The sequence below is a fragment of the Nocardia suismassiliense genome (assembly GCF_900269665.1).
Classification (GTDB): domain Bacteria; phylum Actinomycetota; class Actinomycetes; order Mycobacteriales; family Mycobacteriaceae; genus Nocardia; species Nocardia suismassiliense.
On record NZ_LT985361.1, the window covers coordinates 7,827,865 to 7,843,317 of the forward strand.

Here is a 15,453-nt window from a genome sequence, read left to right on the forward strand (position 1 = left end):
GCCGGATCGAGCCGAGGGTGCAGAATGTCACTCTGCGCCCAGCACCTCCAGCACTCCCTCGCCGTACTTGGCGAGTTTGTTCTCGCCGACGCCGGTGACCGTGCCGAGCTCGGCCAGGCTCGTCGGCTTGCGCGCGGCGATCTCGCGCAGGGTCGCGTCATGGAAGACGACGTAGGCCGGAACGCCCTGTTCCTTCGAGGTCGCGGCCCGCCATTCGCGCAGCTTCTCGAACACCGGAACATCCGCGGGTGCCATCTCGGCGGCCGCGGCCTTGCCCGCCTTGGCGGCCCGCGCCGGTTTCGTCGGCCGTTCGCGCTCGCGGCGCAACAGCACCTGACGGCCCTCGAAGAGCACCTCGTTGCTCGCGTCGGTGAGCGTCAGCACGCCGTAGTCACCGTGCACGGCGAGCAACCCGCCCGCCAGCAATTGCCGCACCACACCGCGCCATTCGATATCGCGCAGATCGGTGCCGATCCCGAAGACCTTCAGCTCATGGTGATCGTGCTGCAGCACCTTGGGATTCTTCTTGCCGAGCAAGATGTCGACGATGTGGCCGGCACCGAAGCTCTGGCCGCGTTCGCGTTTCAACCGCAGCACCGTCGACAGCAGCTTCTGCGCGGGGACGGTGCCGTCCCAGGATTCGGCCGGGTTGAGGCAGGTATCGCAGTTGCCGCACGGCTGCTGCTCGTGCTGACCGAAGTAGTTGAGCAGCTGCACCCGACGGCACGACACCGTCTCGCACAGCGCGAGCATCGCGTCCAGGTGCAGTTGCAACTGGCGGCGATGGGCGGCGTCACCCTCCGAGGAGTCGATCATCTTGCGTTGCTGCACAACGTCGTTCAGGCCGTACACCATCCACGCGGTGGACGGTTGCCCGTCGCGGCCCGCCCGGCCGGTCTCCTGGTAGTAGCCCTCCACGGACTTCGGCAGATCGAGATGGGCGACGAAACGCACGTCCGGCTTGTCGATGCCCATGCCGAAGGCGATGGTCGCGACGACGACCAGACCGTCCTCGCGAAGAAACCGTGTCTGGTTCTCCGCGCGGGTGCGGTTGTCCAAACCCGCGTGATACGGCACCGCGCTGACACCGTTCTCGGTGAGGAACGCCGCGGTCTTCTCCACCGAATTGCGGGACAGGCAGTAGACGATGCCCGCGTCGCCCGCGTGTTCGGTACGGATGAACTCGAGCAGCTGACGGTCGGGCTTGTTCTTCGGCTCGATCCGGTACTGGATATTGGGTCGATCGAAGCTCGCGACGAACCGGCGGGCGTTGCCCAGGTCGAGGCGTTGCACGATCTCGTCACTGGTCTTCGCGGTGGCGGTCGCGGTCAACGCGATGCGCGGCACGTCGGGCCAGCGCTCGTGCAGCATGGACAGCGCCAGATAGTCCGGCCGGAAATCGTGGCCCCACTGCGAGACGCAGTGCGCCTCGTCGATGGCGAACAGCCCCACCTTGCCGCGATCGAACAGCTGCGCCGTCGTTTCCAGCCGCAGCCGCTCGGGTGCCAGGTACAGCAGGTCCAACTCCCCCGCCACGAACTGCGCCTCTACCGCGCGGCGCTCGTCCGGGAACTGGGTCGAATTCAAGAATCCGGCGCGCACACCGAGCGCGCTGAGCGCGTCCACCTGGTTCTGCATCAGCGCGATCAGCGGTGAGATCACCACGCCGACGCCGGGCCGGACCAGTGCGGGCACCTGATAGCAGAGCGACTTGCCGCCGCCGGTCGGCATGAGCACCAGCGCGTCACCGCCCGCAACCACGTGCTCCACGATCTCGCGCTGGTCGCCGCGGAAGCTGTCGTAGCCGAAGACCCGGCGTAGAACCTCTTGCGCCGCACCGGATCCGGCGTCCACACCGGGATCGGTGTCGGTCGCCGCGGCCGCGAATGCATCGGGGAGAGTCACCCGGCCCATCCTACGAGTGCGCGTACGCGGCGCCACCGGTACGCCGTCAGAATCCCCAGCTCGGTTCTCGAGTACTCCACATGTGGATAGATCGACGGCCTATTCGCGCTGCCGACGCACCGACCTGGGATTTCCGCACCACAACCGAAATCTGCCGCGCTGCCGGAGTATTGCGGTTTTGTTAGGTTGACGCACATGGCAAGAGGGCTGGGGAGTAATCGAATTCGCGCGGCGGTGCTGGCTGTCGCGGTCGTCGCAGGGCTGGTCGCGACAGCACCGACCGCCGGCGCCGACCCGGTCCCGTCGATGTGCGCCGATGGCTGGGAAGCAACCACGCTGGTCGAGGGGGTCGGCAATCTGGAGAACCTCGACGCGGACGGCAAGGGCGGCTTCTATGTCACCGGCCTCCTCGACGGGTACCTGGCACACGTCGACAGCGCGGGCCGGTTCGAGAAACTGCTGACCGGGCTCGACCATCCGGCCGGGGTCCGGGTCGCCGGGCCGTACGTGTACTTCCTCACCGGCGACGGACTCACGGAAAAGCCCGGCACACTGCAGCGATACGAGATCGCCACCGGCGCGACGACGGTCCTGCTGACCGAGCTGAACGGCCCGAACGGACTCCTACTGCTACCGGACGGCGACCTCCTGTTCAGCACGATCGGCGTCAACGGTCCGCCCACCGGGATCGGGCGCTACTGGCCGTCCACCGGCGCCTACACCAAAACCTGGTCCAGCCTGCCGCTGACCAACGGTCTCGCGCTCGCGCCGGACGGCAAGTCCATCTACACCGACAACCTGACCATGCGGATCTTCCGCATCCCCCTGGATGCTCCCGAGAGCCCGGTGGTCGTCGCCGCGGTGCCGAATCTCATTTCCATGCCCGACGATATGGAGGCCACCCGCGCCGACACCCTCTACGTCGCCGACCATGCCTTCGGCTCCATCAACCAGGTGAACACCACGACGGGCGCCACCTGCGCGATCATCACTGGCTTGACCAAGCCCGGTCCGACGCGTAATCCGCCCGACGGCACCACCTCGGTACGCATTGCCCGCGACGGCGACGGCTGGGCGCTGTACATCACCGGTATGGACGGAACACTGCGCCGACTACGACCGCCGGCGGGCATCGACCTGACCCCGGCCACGCCGAGCCGGTAGAACAAAAGGGTTGGACCCGTGCGGAAAGGAACCAGCATGCCGGAACCGGCTCCTATGATCGTCGCCACCCCGGACGATGCCGAAGACATTGCTCACCTGCGTAATCGGCTCGCCCAGTGGATGGTCGACAACGGCATCGGCCAGTGGGTGCCGGGCGAGTATCCGAGCACGCTCGTCGCCGAGGAAGCCGCACGCGGCGAATGGTTCGTCTGGCGCGAGGCCGGCGCGCTGGTCGCCGCCGTCCGGGTGGTCTGGCGGGATCCGGACTTCTGGGGCGCCGACGACGACACCGAGGCCGGTTATATCCACGGGCTGATGGTCGCGCCGGAACAACGCGGACGCGATCTCGGTACCCGAATCATCCAGTTCTGTGCCGACTACACCCTCGCCAACGGCGTCACCCTGCAACGGCTGGACACCGCCGCCGATAACGCGGTGCTCCGGAAGTACTACACCGCACAGGGTTTCACCGAGCTTCGGGAGACGCGGTTGCCACCCCAGTTCCACGGCACCACGCACGTCGTCCTGATGGAGAAGATGCTGGCCTGATGACCGGAACGGCCCCCAGGTACCTTTATCTCGCCCGGCACGGCGAGGCGACGCCGGACGAGAGTGCGCTGAGTGAACGTGGTCGCAGCCAGGCCTGGCTGCTCGGTGAGCGGCTGCGCGGTAGTTCGCTCGCCCACGTCCACCACGGTCCACTGCCCCAGGTGACGCAGACTGCGCAGCTGATCGCCGAGCGCCTGGACGGCGTGCCGCTGCACGCCACGGAGTCCGCCGGTGACTACCTGCCTTATCTGCCACGCAAAGACGAACTGCCCGCAATGTCCGCCGACGCCATCCTCGGCTTCCTCGCCCAGTTCCCCGCCGAGCAGCGGGCGCGCGGACCGCAACTGGCGCAGGCAGCCGTCGAACAGTTCACCGGACCGGTCGCGGGCGACACTGCCCGGCACGAACTGCTGGTGACGCACGCGTTCCTCATCGGCTGGCTGGTGCGGGCCGCGTTGGACGCACCGAAGTGGCGGTGGATCGGGATCAGCCCAGCCAACGCCGCGCTCACGGTGATCCGTTACGCCCCAGGCAGACCCGATTCGGTGCTGTTCTTCAACGACACCGGCCACCTACCACCGGACCTGCGCTGGACCGGGTACCCACCGGAACTACACCTCTGAGAAACGGAGGTGCGGATAGATCAGGTGCAGCTCGACCTTGCCCGGCACCGGGGTGCCGACCACCCGACGGTGCCGACGGGCTGCGCGAAATCGCCCGCCGCGTGCACCGGCACGCGGCCAACCACGGCGTACGACTCAGGCCCGCAACCGACTCAGCGTCTCGTCGTGCAGCAACCCATTCGTCGCGACAGCGTCACCACCGTGCGGACCGGGCTCCCCGGCCAGCGAGGTGAACCGCCCGCCCGCCTCACGAACGAGAATGTCGAGCGCGGCCAGATCCCACAGCGAAACTTCGGGCTCGGTCGCGATATCGAGCGCACCCTCCGCCAGCAGGCAGTAGGTGAAGAAGTCGCCATAACCACGCACCCGCCACACCTCATCGGTGAGCGCCAGGAACTTCTCCCGCAAACCACGCTCCCGCCAGCCGGACAGACTGGAGAAGGCCAGGCTGGCCGACCCGAGTTCGCCGACGGCGGACACCGAAATCGGTTTCGGCGCTTCGGCATCGAAGCTCGTCCAGGCCCCCGACCCGGCCGCCGCCCACCAGCGCCGCGACAGCGCGGGCGCGCTCACCACACCGACCTTCGGCACGCCGTCTTCCAGCAGCGCGATGGGCGTGGCCCAGATCGGCACCCCGCGAACGAAGTTCTTCGTGCCGTCGATCGGATCGATCACCCACTGCCGTCCGCTGAACTCGGCGTCCCCGCCGAACTCCTCCCCCAGCACCGAATCGTCCGGCCGCTGCTCGGCGAGCACCTGCCGGATCGCCTGCTCCACCGCCAGGTCGGCATCCGAGACCGGCGTCAGGTCCGGCTTCGAATCCACCTTCAGGTCGAGCGCCCCGAATCGTGCCCGGGTGATGCCGTCGGCCGCATCGGCCAACCGCAGCGCAAGTTCCAGGTCAGAAGAGTCCACAGCCACGCCCGCACCTTAATGGATGCCGGCGAACGAGGTCCGTGGTGCTGGCTCACGCCACCGCGGCAACCGTGCGGGCCGCGACCAAAGCGTCGGCCCACCACTGCAACTGATCGAGCATCGCCAGCGCCGCCTCAGCAGGCTCGGCCGGTTCACGCAACCGGCCGTCCGCATTGAAGAGCAGGTAGTAGCGCGGGAACGAGACGTAGTTGCGCACGGTATGCGCGTTGAGTTCACCGAAGATCTGCCGCAGATGCTCGATGGCGAGCAGCCCGCCGCTCGCGCCGCTGTAACCGACGAAACCGATTGCCTTGGCGTCCCACTGGGTGAAATGCCAGTCGATGACGGCCTTCAGCGCGGCCGGAATACTGCGGTTGTAGTCCGGCGTGACGATCACGAACGCATCGGCAGCGGCGAGCCGCTCGGTGAGATCGACCATGCCGACGGGCCGCTCGGGATTCGGTTCCATCGCCGGTGGCGCGGCGGGCAACGCCAGCGGCAGGTCGGCCTGTGCCAGATCGATGACGTCCACCTCGAACGCACCGTGGCTCCTGGCGTGCTCAGTGAACCATTCGGCCACCACAGGTCCGAAGCGGCCTTCCCGGACGCTGCCGATGATCACTGCGAGTTTCAATGCCGACATGAAGTTCCTCCTACAGATCGGCGACCGGTTTCGGCCGCTCCTCCAATCTGCTGGCCGCCGTGCCGACCAGGAAGGCCGCCGTAAGGGTGGTAGTGGCAGGGACACCCTCCGGCCGCCGCCGCTTGTTAGGTTCGAGAGGTGAGTGACAACGAGCTGGGCCTGTTCCTGCGCACCCGGCGCGAGGCGGTGTCCCCGGCCCAGGTCGGCCTGCCCACCGGTGCGCGCCGCCGCACGCCGGGCCTGCGCCGCGCTGAACTGGCCACGCTGGCAGGCGTCAGCGTCGAATACATCACCCGGCTCGAACAAGGCCGCGACCGCCGGCCTTCACCACAGGTGCTTTCCGCGCTCGCCGACGCGCTGCGCCTCGCCCCGAGCGAGCGAGTCCACCTGCACCGCCTCACCAAATCCGCGGACCTCGGCTTCAGCTGCATGGGCGGTGCCCAACCGCTGCGCGAGGTACGTCCTGCGGTCCGCGCCATTCTCGACCGCCTGGAACCCGCGCCCGCCGTTGTCGTGAACCGACTCACCGAGGTGCTCGCCTACACGGCCGGCTACCACCGCGTGATGGCACCGATCGGCCTGTTCGAGAGCGGTCCCGCGAACCTGGCCCGCTTCACGTTCACCGATCCCCGCGCCCGCACGGCCTACCCGGACTGGAGTCACGTGGCCGACCACGAGGTCGCCACCCTCAAACATGGTCCGTTCCGCAAGGATCCGCACATCGCGGCGCTCGCCGACGAACTCACCGTCACCGTCGGCCCGGAGTTCACCGACCGGGTCGAGACCGTGCCGAGCCTGCCCGCCGCCACCGGCATCACCCGGCTCGTCCACCCCGAGGCAGGCCCCCTTCGTTTGGCTTTCGAGATCCTCGACCTCTCCGCCGACGACGATCAACGCCTGATCGTCCACCTTCCCGCCGACGAAGCCACCGCCACCGCGCTGGACAAGCTGACGGGTATCCGCCCCGGTGCCCTCCGCGCGGTCTAGCCGGTAAGTAGTTCGGCACGCCCCGCGAAATCAAGCCGTGCGGGCAGGACGCCACGCGGTCTAGCGTCAAGTCGGACAGCACGCCGCGCGGAATCAAACCGACAGGTCGCCCGCGCACGCCGCGCGATCTGGCCGATAAGCACCCCTGCACCGCGCCACAGCAGCACACACGCGACGCATCGACCTACGGCACCGCCCGCACGTTCGCATGCTCCCAAATCATCGATCCACGAACGCAACCCATTCGAGCCGCACCACTGCTATAGCGGCTACGCCGAACCAGTAGGCTTGACCACCGTGCATCCTGACGTTTCCGCTGATCTCGCCGAACTCGACGCCACCCTCAAGACGGTCGAATCGGTCCTCGACATCGAGGAGCTGCGCCGACGTATCGACGAGCTCGAGCACCAAGCCGCAGATCCCGATTTGTGGAACGACCAGGATCACGCGCAGCAGGTGACGAGCGAGCTCTCGCATGCCCAGGGTGAGCTGCGGCGGGTGGAGGAATTGCGGCAGCGCCTCGACGACCTACCGGTGCTGTACGAACTGGCCGAGGGCGAAGAGGGCGAGTCGCGCGAGACCGCGCTCGCCGACGCCGACGCCGAACGCGCCGCCCTGCACGGTGACGTGGAGGCGATGGAGGTCCGCACCCTGCTCTCGGGCGAGTACGACAAGCGCGACGCGCTGGTCAACATTCGCTCGGGCGCCGGTGGCGTGGACGCCGCCGACTGGGCCGAGATGCTGATGCGCATGTACATCCGCTGGGCCGACCGGCACAAGTACTCCGTCGAGGTCTACGACACCTCCTATGCCGAAGAAGCCGGCATCAAGAGCGCCACCTTCGCGGTGAAGACGCCCTACGCCTACGGCACCCTCTCGGTCGAGATGGGTACGCACCGCCTGGTGCGGATCAGCCCGTTCGACAACCAGGGCCGCCGCCAGACCTCCTTCGCCGAGGTCGAGGTGCTGCCGGTGGTGGAGACGACCGACCACATCGAGATCCCCGAGGGCGAGATCCGGGTCGACGTGTACCGGTCCTCCGGTCCCGGCGGGCAGAGCGTCAACACCACCGACTCGGCGGTGCGCCTGACGCACATCCCGACCGGTATCGTCGTCACCTGCCAGAACGAGAAGTCGCAGCTGCAGAACAAGATTTCGGCCATGCGCGTGCTGCAGGCCAAGCTGCTGGAGCGCAAGCGCCAGGAGGAGCGCGCCGAGATGGACGCGCTGAAGACCAACGAGGGTGCGTCCTGGGGCAACCAGATGCGCTCCTACGTGCTGCACCCGTACCAGATGGTCAAGGATCTGCGGACCAACTATGAGGTCAACAACCCGTCGGCGGTGCTCGACGGCGATATCGACGGCTTCATCGAATCGGGCATCCGCTGGCGCATGCGTGAGCAGCCGAATTAATCATTGCTGGTAGCGCAACAGCCGACGAACAGGTCCGCTTGCGCGGAATGGTAGGACGTACGGCGGTAACCTGTCTGGCGTGCGTCCAGTTGGGAGTTCAGTCGAGGTGTTGACCATGTCACTCGCGACGACCTCGGAGACGACGAACTGGCTACGTTCCAACGGGCTCGAGATCGTGCTGTTGATCCTCGGTGCCATCCTGTTCAGCCGGTTCGCCACCTTCATCAGAGATCGGATCACTCGCAAGATCGATGAGGGCTTCCAGGGCGGCGACGCGCTGGTGCGGTCCGAGGCGGCCAAGCACCGGCACGCGCTGGCGCAGGTGGTCACCTGGGTGGTGCTGACCATTGTCTATGTGCTGGTCGGCATGGAGGTGCTGCGCAGGCTCGGCTTCGCGATCACCGGGCTGGTCGCCCCCGCGGCGGTGCTCGGTGCCGCGCTCGGTTTCGGCGCGCAGCGCATCGTGCAGGACATCCTGGCCGGGTTCTTCCTGATCACCGAACGCCAATACGGCTTCGGTGACGTAGTTCGCATCGCGGTGACTGGAGCCGCGGAGATGGCAGAGGGTACCGTCGAAGACGTCACGTTGCGGATCACCACACTGCGCAACTCCGACGGTGAAGTGATCACCGTGCCCAACGGCCAGATCGTGAAAGTGACGAATCTGTCGAAGGATTGGGCACGCGCCGCGATCGACGTTCCGGTGTCCGCGAGCGCGGACATCACCAGGGTCAACGAGATCCTGCACGAGGTCGGTACAAGGGCGTACGAAGACGCTCGTCTCAAGCCACTGCTACTCGACGAGCCCACGGTGATGGGCGTCGAGGATTTGACCGTTGATCAAATGAACATCCGAATGGTTGCCCGCACCTTGCCGGGCAAACAGTTCGAAGTCGGACGCGAACTGCGGGTACGAGTAGCCGCTGCGTTGCGCCGGGAGGGAATCAGTGAGACCACGTAGAACCATCACGCTCTTGAAGGAATCGGTGCGACCCACCACACTCCTCAAGGAATCGAGGCCACGGCGATCCACCGCGATCCTGATAGCCACCTGGGTCGCCACGTTCGTGCTGTATCTGGTGGTCAAGCCGGATCAACCGTATACGCCGCAGTCGAGCCTGAACACCGTTCCGGCAGCGGTGAATCCGGCCGTAGCGCCACGCTGAGCTCGGCGGACTCGCCGGGCCTCGGCGCTCGGCAACGCGGTGCGCACGGGGTTGCTGGTTACACTGGCTCCCCGTGATCACCATGCGGAACGTCACCAAGTCGTACAAGACCTCGACGCGACCCGCGCTGGACAACATCACCGTCGATGTGGGCAAGGGCGAGTTCGTCTTCATCATCGGACCGTCCGGCTCGGGCAAGTCGACCTTCATGCGACTGCTGCTCAAAGAGGAGAGCCCCACCGCGGGGCAGATCCAGGTCGCCGACTTCCGGGTCGACCGGCTGCCGGGCCGCAAGGTGCCCAAGCTGCGCCAGCGGATGGGATGCGTGTTCCAGGACTTCCGGCTGCTGCAGCAGAAGTCGGTGCACGACAACGTCGCGTTCGCGCTGGAGGTAATCGGCAAGCGCCGCCAGTTCATCGAGCGCACCGTGCCCGAGGTGCTCGACATGGTGGGTCTCGGCGGCAAAGCCGATCGACTACCCTCCGAGCTTTCCGGTGGCGAACAGCAGCGGGTGGCGATCGCCCGGGCCTTCGTTAACCGGCCGCTGGTCCTGCTGGCCGACGAACCGACCGGCAATCTCGACCCGGACACCAGCGGCGACATCATGATGCTGCTGGAGCGGATCAACCGGATCGGCACCACGGTGCTGATGGCCACCCATGACAACCACATCGTCGACGCCATGCGTCGGCGGGTGATCGAACTCGACCGCGGCCGCTTGGTGCGCGACGAGGCGACCGGTGTGTACGGGGTGGATCGCTGATGCGCGCGAGTTTCCTGTTCAGCGAGGTCTTCGCCGGCCTGCGGCGCAACGTCACGATGACCATCGCGATGATCCTGACCGTCGCGGTGTCGCTCACCATGCTCGGCGGTGGTCTGCTCGCGGTGCGCATCGCCGACAAGACCGAGCAGTACTTCCTGGATCGGCTGGAGGTGCGGCTGTATCTCACCGAGGACATCTCGGCGAACGATCCGGACTGCTCCCGCGATCCGTGTAAGACACTGATGGCGGATCTGAAGTCGACCAAGGACGTCGAGTCGGTCCAGTACCTCAGCCGCGACGACGCTGTGCGCGAGGCCAAGGAGAAGACGTTCAAGGACCAGCCCGAGCTGGCCAAGTACGTCAGCGAGACGCCGCTGCCCGCGTCGCTGCGGGTGAAGATGCGCAATGCGGAGCTGTATCCGTCGATCTACGAGAAGTTCTATCAGCGACCAGGCGTCGGCATGGTGCGCAACGACAAGGACATCGTGGACCGGCTGGTCAGCCTGTTCGACGGGCTACGCAACGCGGCGTTCGGTCTGGCCGTGCTGCAAGCCTTGGCCGCGTTGCTGCTGATCGCGAACATGGTGCAGATCGCCGCGTTCACCCGGCGCACCGAGGTCGGCATCATGCGGTTGGTGGGTGCGACGCGCTGGTATACCCAGCTGCCGTTCCTGCTGGAGGCGGTGGTTGCGGCACTGGCCGGTTCGCTGGTCGCGGTGATCGGGCTACTGGTCGCGCGGCCGCTGGTGATCGATCGCGCCCTCGGGGATCTGTTCTCCAGCAAGGTTTTTCCGCGGATCACCGGCGACGACATCGCGATGGTCGCGTTGGTGATCGCGCCGGTCGGCATCGTCTTCGCCGCGCTGACCGCGTACGGGACGTTGCGGTACTACGTGCGCGAGTAGCGGAGGTACGACTCAGTGCGAGCCGGTCCAGGGTGCTGGGCCGGCTCGTATTGTTTCCGGGGGTCGGCCTCCGTGGACACTTTTCGTACCGCACAGCGGTTTTCCGGCGGTGCGGTGCCGAAAGTGTCCGCGTAGACCGGGAGGTCACTGGCCTGCAGGCATCGCATCCCTGATCGAGGCTCGCTGCACGGTCAGCAGCGCGCGCTGCCGTTCGAGTTCCGCGATCTTGCTGTCCAGGTCGCTGTATCGGCTCTCGACGATCTGCACCGACTTGTCACAGGACTGGATCCACGCGCCGTGGTCCATCTCGCACGGCAGCAGGCCACGAATGTCCTCGGTGGACAGGCCCGCGGCCAGCATCGCTCTGATCCGACCCACCCGTTCGGGCGCGTCGTCGGCATAGGAGCGGTAGCCGAGCGAGTCCCGCTGCGGCGAGAGCAAGCCCTGCTCCTCGTAGTACCTGAGCAAGCGGGTACTCACGGCGGTACGGCGCGCCAACTCTCCGATCAACATGGGAACTCGTTTACCTCCGTTTGCCTTCACACTGATGTCAATTCCTAACTTGGCTGCCATGACAGCAATTCCCTTGCAGACCACCGTCACCGGTTCCGGACCCGGCGTGGTCCTCGCGCACGGCGCGGGCGGCACCATCGACACCAACTTCGGCGCACTGATTCCCGCGCTCGCCGCAACGCACACCGTGGTCGCCTCCGACTATCCGGACAGCGATATCCAGCTCACCCTCGACGGTCTCGCCGACGCACTGGTCGCGGCCGCGGTCGACGGCGGAGTCGAGCAGTTCACCGTGCTGGGGTATTCACTCGGCAGTACGGTCGCGGTGCGCGCCGCGGTGCGTCATCCGGAGCGGGTGCGTGGTCTGATCCTCGCCGCGGGGTTCGCCAAGGCCGACAACCGCGCCCGCCTCGCGGTGCAGATCTGGCAGGACCTGCTCAGTCGTGGCGACAACACGACCTTCTCCCGCCTGACCCTCTCGCAGGCGTTCAGCGCGGCGTTCCTCAACGGACTGCCCGCTGTCCAGGTCGACGAGTTCGTCCGCGCGGGCGTGACAGCCATTCCCGGCGGCACCAGCCAGCAGGCGAGTCTGGTCGAAAGCGTCGATACGACCGGCGATTTGGGGCGGATTGCCGTGCCGACGCTGGTCGTCAATGCCACCGAGGATCTGCTGATCGATCCGGCGAATTCGCGATTCCTCGCCGACACCATCCCCGGCGCGGAGTACGCCGAGATCGCGGCGGGACACGTTTTCATGGCTGAGCAGCCCGGGCAGTGGCGCAAGATCGTGGAGGATTTCCTCGCCCGCCACCAGCTCTGATTTATCGCCGGACGGGACATGGCTGCGGTGTTCACCGAGGATGTCCGGATTCGGACGGGAGGGTCAGCCGAGGTGTTTGGCTTGCGGCCAGAGTTCCGACCAGGAGGCGCGCGGGTTTCGGCAGACGAAGAGGGGTTCGCCCTGTTCGTCGTTGTCGATATCCAGGCCGTTGTCGATATGGCCTGCGGGTTGCAGGTCGGTGCAGAAGCGCGTCAGGTAGTCGCGCTCGAGGCCAACGGTGAGCACCTCGGTGGCGGCGTCGCTCGGCGGGCCCCACCACCAGTAGGAATTATGACCGGAGTGGGGTTTCGGCAGGTCGTAGGGTGCGCCGAAGCGTTCGATGGCACCGGCTTCGCCGTAGTTGGCGGTCAGGATGGCGACGTCGGGTCCAAGGCGGGCGCGCGCCTCGCCGACCTGCCTGGTGAATTCCGGCCAGCCGATCGTTTCGCCCGCGTCGTAGTTGACCGCGAGAACCGGTGTGTCCTTCAACATCGAGACGGGCAGCACCGGCAGGAACAGTACCGCCGAGCCGGCCGTGTTCACCGCTACCACGAAACCGACTGCCGCCCAACGTGTTCGCCGGTGGCCGAGCCACGCCGCCGCCGGCACCGCGCCTGCCGCGAGCAGGATCGGATACATGCCACCCAGGTAGTACGCCTTCCCGCCGACCGCCAGGAACAGCACGAAAAGCAAGCCGTAGGCGACCACGAACGCCCGATATCGGGCGTCCCGCGCCAACCGCCACAACCCGAACGCCCACAGCGGCACCAACAACGGGCCCATCAGCCCGAATTGCAAGAGCACGAACATGATCGGCGTATCCGAGGTGCCGGAGGACCCACCCGCGATCGCCCGGCTCATCTCCCACTGCGGCCAGCCATTGCCTGCCTGCCACACCAGATACGGCAGCCAGATCAGCACGGCAATCCCGATGGCTATCGGAAAGAACTTGGTGGCGAACAGTTTTCGCGGACCGAACAGCAGCAGCGACACCAACAGCGCGAGCACCGGGAAGATCAGCAGCAGCTTGTTCTGCAGTCCTACGCCGACGACCAGGCCGATCACCAGCCACCATCGTGGACCGCTGAGCCACCCGGCGACTCGACGGGCCTGCTCACCATTCGCGCTCTCGTGGGGTGCGCCGATCTCCCGTATCAGTCGCAACACCACCAGCGTCACCACCGACCACGCGGCCAGGTCGAACACGGCCGTGCTCAGCATGTGCCCGACCCCCATGACGAACGCCGCGCTCGCCACCGCCGCGGCGGCCAACGCCTGCGCCGCCCGCCCACCGCTGAGCTCCCGCGCCATCAGCCCGGCGCACACCACCACCAGGGTCGCCGCGAATACCGCGGGCAGCCGCAGCATCAATAACGAATCGGGATCGATCGCCGCCATGACCCTGGCCACCAGCGGCGTGAGTGGCGGCTGATCCGGGTATCCCCAGGACAGGTGGCGACCAGCCGCTAGGAAGTACAGCTCGTCGCGGTGATACCCGTAGCGCGGGGCACATGCGATCAGAACAACGGCAAACAGCGCCGCGACTATGGGCACCCGTTCAGCCTGGCACAGATAAGCGGCGTATGCTGCACCTCGACGCGGTTCTTACTCCGGAGTAAGATAGTCTTACTCAGGAGTAAGATAGCCGGGACAAGACCTCACCCCCACCCACCCGAGAAAACAGGTGATGATGAGTACTCGAGACAGCGCAACGAAGCGAAGTCCAGACACGTCCGCAGTCGGCCTCAGCCACCCCAAGCGGGACTGGATGGGCGCGGCCATGCGGGTGATGACGACCATTACCGGGTCGGAGCTCGCCGAGAAGTACAACCTGCGCAAGCCGATCGAGCGAGTCACCTACGAGGGCACCAAGACCGGCTTCCGCACGCTCGGCGCCGCTACCCGCGCCTTCGCCAAGGTCACCGGCAACGGTCAGCCGAAGCGGCTCGCCCCGAACGAGTCCAAGAACAAGGACTTCTTCGACCTGACCCCCAGCGACGAGCAGCAGATGATCGTCGAGACGGTGCGGGAATTCGCCGCCGAGATCCTGCGCCCGGCCGCCTACGACGCCGATGCCGCCGCGAAGGCTGCGCGCGACCTGCTCGAGCGCGCCGCCGAGCTGGGCATCACCCTGATCAATGTGCCCGAGGAGCTCGAGGGCGCTGCCTCGGAGCGCGGTGCGGTCACCAATTCCCTGGTAGCCGAGGCGCTTTCGCACGGCGACATGGGTCTGGCCCTGCCGATCCTGGCGCCGAGCGGTGTCGCGGTCGCGCTGTCCCAGTGGGGCACCGACGCGCAGCAGAAGACCTACCTGCCCGCCTTCACCGGCGAGAACGTGCCGCAGGCCTCCGTGGTGATCAGTGAGCCGCGCGCCCTGTTCGACCCGTTCGCGTTGCAGACCAAGGCCGTTCGCTCGCCGAGCGGTTACCGGATCTCCGGTGTGAAGAGCCTGGTGCCCGCCGCCGCGGATGCCGAGCTGTTCGTGATCGCCGCCGAACTCGACGGTCGCCCTTCGCTTTTCATCGTGCCGTCGGACACCCCCGGCCTGGTGGTCGAGGCCGATCCGAGCATGGGTCTGCGGGCCGCCGGTCTCGGCAGGCTGCTGCTGGACAACGTCGCGGTCGGCACCGACGCCATCCTCGGTGACGGCGACGCCAAGCAGCGGGCCGAGGACTACGCCGACGCCGTGCGGCTGGCTCGCCTCGGCTGGGCTTCGCTCGCGGTCGGCACCGGCCAGGCCGTGCTGGACTACGTAATTCCGTATGTGAACGAGCGGGTGGCGTTCGGCGAGCCGATCTCGCACCGTCAGGCGGTCGCCTTCATGGTCGCCAACATCGCGATCGAGCTCGACGGCCTGCGGCTGGTGACCCTGCGTGGTGCGTCGCGCGCGGAACAGGGCCTGTCCTTCGCCCGCGAGGCGTCGCTGGCCCGAAAGCTGGCCACGGACAAGGGAATGCAGATCGGCTTGGACGGCGTGCAGCTGCTCGGCGGCCACGGCTTCACCAAGGAACACCCGGTCGAGCGCTGGTACCGCGACCTGCGGGGCATCGGCGTCGCCGAAGGTGTCGTGCTCATCTAACCGGCTCG

General features: G+C 66.9%; 16 protein-coding genes. 11 read left to right on the forward strand and 5 right to left on the reverse strand.

What is annotated here, in order from left to right:
* Positions 1 to 27: 27 nt before the first annotated feature.
* Positions 28 to 1,905 (reverse strand): DNA helicase RecQ, encoded by a 1,878-nt coding sequence (gene recQ / locus DBO33_RS34955; RefSeq protein WP_107660854.1) that lies wholly within the window; start codon positions 1,903 to 1,905, stop codon positions 28 to 30.
* A gap of 195 nt (positions 1,906 to 2,100) precedes the next feature.
* On the opposite strand from recQ, the gene DBO33_RS34960 reads away from it, so the two are divergent.
* The 3 genes from DBO33_RS34960 to DBO33_RS34970 are packed head-to-tail and all read left to right on the forward strand — an operon-like array spanning position 2,101 to position 4,241.
* The gene (locus DBO33_RS34960; RefSeq protein WP_107658855.1) at positions 2,101 to 3,069 is read left to right on the forward strand and encodes an NHL repeat-containing protein; all 969 of its coding nucleotides are present in this window, start codon (positions 2,101 to 2,103) and stop codon (positions 3,067 to 3,069) included.
* Positions 3,070 to 3,105: 36 nt separating this feature from the next.
* Positions 3,106 to 3,618 (forward strand): GNAT family N-acetyltransferase, encoded by a 513-nt coding sequence (locus DBO33_RS34965; protein WP_234391216.1) that lies wholly within the window; start codon positions 3,106 to 3,108, stop codon positions 3,616 to 3,618.
* Positions 3,618 to 4,241, forward strand: a complete 624-nt coding sequence (locus tag DBO33_RS34970) for a histidine phosphatase family protein (protein ID WP_107658857.1) — start codon at positions 3,618 to 3,620, stop codon at positions 4,239 to 4,241. The genes DBO33_RS34965 and DBO33_RS34970 overlap by 1 nt, the downstream gene beginning before the upstream one ends.
* A 135-nt stretch (positions 4,242 to 4,376) precedes the next feature.
* On the opposite strand, the gene hisN is transcribed toward DBO33_RS34970, so the two are convergent.
* Both hisN and DBO33_RS34980 read right to left on the reverse strand, forming a co-directional pair.
* Positions 4,377 to 5,162 carry a histidinol-phosphatase gene (gene hisN / locus DBO33_RS34975; RefSeq protein ID WP_107658858.1) on the reverse strand — a complete coding sequence of 262 codons (786 nt, stop codon included), beginning with the start codon at positions 5,160 to 5,162 and terminating at the stop codon, positions 4,377 to 4,379.
* 46 nt (positions 5,163 to 5,208) lie between these two features.
* Positions 5,209 to 5,799 (reverse strand): NADPH-dependent FMN reductase, encoded by a 591-nt coding sequence (locus DBO33_RS34980; RefSeq protein ID WP_107658859.1) that lies wholly within the window; start codon positions 5,797 to 5,799, stop codon positions 5,209 to 5,211.
* 138 nt (positions 5,800 to 5,937) lie between these two features.
* Here DBO33_RS34980 and DBO33_RS34985 point away from each other — a divergent pair, with 138 nt between their 5' ends.
* From DBO33_RS34985 to ftsX, 6 genes are all read left to right on the forward strand, one after another.
* Positions 5,938 to 6,786 carry a helix-turn-helix transcriptional regulator gene (locus DBO33_RS34985; protein ID WP_107658860.1) on the forward strand — a complete coding sequence of 283 codons (849 nt, stop codon included), beginning with the start codon at positions 5,938 to 5,940 and terminating at the stop codon, positions 6,784 to 6,786.
* A 297-nt stretch (positions 6,787 to 7,083) separates the two neighbouring features.
* Positions 7,084 to 8,199, forward strand: coding sequence for a peptide chain release factor 2 (gene prfB / locus DBO33_RS34990; protein ID WP_107660855.1), 1,116 nt, complete (start codon positions 7,084 to 7,086; stop codon positions 8,197 to 8,199).
* A 115-nt stretch (positions 8,200 to 8,314) separates the two neighbouring features.
* On the forward strand, positions 8,315 to 9,160 hold the full coding sequence (locus tag DBO33_RS34995; RefSeq protein ID WP_107660856.1) for a mechanosensitive ion channel family protein: 846 nt from the start codon (positions 8,315 to 8,317) through the stop codon (positions 9,158 to 9,160).
* A gap of 25 nt (positions 9,161 to 9,185) precedes the next feature.
* On the forward strand, positions 9,186 to 9,365 hold the full coding sequence (locus tag DBO33_RS35000) for a hypothetical protein (protein ID WP_159080682.1): 180 nt from the start codon (positions 9,186 to 9,188) through the stop codon (positions 9,363 to 9,365).
* Positions 9,366 to 9,438: 73 nt separating this feature from the next.
* Positions 9,439 to 10,128, forward strand: a complete 690-nt coding sequence (ftsE, locus tag DBO33_RS35005) for a cell division ATP-binding protein FtsE (RefSeq protein WP_107658862.1) — start codon at positions 9,439 to 9,441, stop codon at positions 10,126 to 10,128.
* Complete coding sequence (ftsX, locus tag DBO33_RS35010) at positions 10,128 to 11,033, forward strand: permease-like cell division protein FtsX (protein ID WP_107658863.1); 906 nt, start codon at positions 10,128 to 10,130, stop codon at positions 11,031 to 11,033. The genes ftsE and ftsX overlap by 1 nt, the downstream gene beginning before the upstream one ends.
* A gap of 144 nt (positions 11,034 to 11,177) precedes the next feature.
* On the opposite strand, the gene DBO33_RS35015 is transcribed toward ftsX, so the two are convergent.
* A complete protein-coding gene (locus DBO33_RS35015) occupies positions 11,178 to 11,546 on the reverse strand; it encodes a MerR family transcriptional regulator (protein WP_107658864.1) in 369 nt (122 codons plus the stop codon).
* A 58-nt stretch (positions 11,547 to 11,604) separates the two neighbouring features.
* Between DBO33_RS35015 and DBO33_RS35020 the strand changes: the two genes are divergently transcribed.
* A complete protein-coding gene (locus tag DBO33_RS35020) occupies positions 11,605 to 12,366 on the forward strand; it encodes an alpha/beta fold hydrolase (protein WP_107658865.1) in 762 nt (253 codons plus the stop codon).
* 63 nt (positions 12,367 to 12,429) lie between these two features.
* On the opposite strand, the gene DBO33_RS35025 is transcribed toward DBO33_RS35020, so the two are convergent.
* Complete coding sequence (locus DBO33_RS35025) at positions 12,430 to 13,920, reverse strand: ArnT family glycosyltransferase (RefSeq protein WP_107658866.1); 1,491 nt, start codon at positions 13,918 to 13,920, stop codon at positions 12,430 to 12,432.
* A gap of 130 nt (positions 13,921 to 14,050) precedes the next feature.
* On the opposite strand from DBO33_RS35025, the gene DBO33_RS35030 reads away from it, so the two are divergent.
* Positions 14,051 to 15,445, forward strand: coding sequence for an acyl-CoA dehydrogenase family protein (locus DBO33_RS35030; protein WP_407670568.1), 1,395 nt, complete (start codon positions 14,051 to 14,053; stop codon positions 15,443 to 15,445).
* Positions 15,446 to 15,453 lie beyond the last annotated feature (8 nt).

Bases quoted from the DNA above. Each gene is read 5' to 3' on its own strand.
- DBO33_RS34960 (WP_107658855.1), top strand. From the start codon at position 2,101: ATGGCAAGAGGGCTGGGGAGTAATCGAATTCGCGCGGCGGTGCTGGCT.
- DBO33_RS34965 (WP_234391216.1), top strand. From the start codon at position 3,106: ATGCCGGAACCGGCTCCTATGATCGTCGCCACCCCGGACGATGCCGAA.
- DBO33_RS34970 (WP_107658857.1), top strand. From the start codon at position 3,618: ATGACCGGAACGGCCCCCAGGTACCTTTATCTCGCCCGGCACGGCGAG.
- DBO33_RS34980 (WP_107658859.1), bottom strand. From the start codon at position 5,799: ATGTCGGCATTGAAACTCGCAGTGATCATCGGCAGCGTCCGGGAAGGC.
- DBO33_RS34995 (WP_107660856.1), top strand. From the start codon at position 8,315: ATGTCACTCGCGACGACCTCGGAGACGACGAACTGGCTACGTTCCAAC.
- ftsX (WP_107658863.1), top strand. From the start codon at position 10,128: ATGCGCGCGAGTTTCCTGTTCAGCGAGGTCTTCGCCGGCCTGCGGCGC.
- DBO33_RS35015 (WP_107658864.1), bottom strand. From the start codon at position 11,546: ATGTTGATCGGAGAGTTGGCGCGCCGTACCGCCGTGAGTACCCGCTTG.
- DBO33_RS35020 (WP_107658865.1), top strand. From the start codon at position 11,605: ATGACAGCAATTCCCTTGCAGACCACCGTCACCGGTTCCGGACCCGGC.